Here is a 278-nt window from a genome sequence, read left to right on the forward strand (position 1 = left end):
ATAAGCTTACACAATATAAATGGTAATGGCTTATCTCATCGTCACAAATTCTTCTGCTGCTGTTGGGTGAATTGCCACCGTATCATCAAAGTCTTTTTTCGTTGCGCCCATTTTCAGTGCAACGGCAAAACCTTGTAGCATTTCATCCATACCAAAACCAATACCATGAATGCCAACAATTTTTTCGTCTGCACCAACACAAACCAGCTTCATACGGCATGGTTGACGATGACGAGTCACCGCACTATACATTGCAGTGAAAGACGATTTGTACACTT

At 41.4% G+C, this 278-nt stretch carries 1 pseudogene; it reads right to left on the bottom strand.

Going from position 1 to position 278, the window contains the following annotated elements:
* Window positions 1–30: 30 nt before the first annotated feature.
* Window positions 31–278 (bottom strand): annotated as a pseudogene (locus BHE89_RS01585) (glutathione-disulfide reductase); the annotation flags it as partial.

Origin of the sequence: Shigella sp. FC1967 (assembly GCF_001743005.1) — a bacterium.
In the GTDB taxonomy this organism is placed as follows: Bacteria; Pseudomonadota; Gammaproteobacteria; order Enterobacterales; family Enterobacteriaceae; genus Proteus.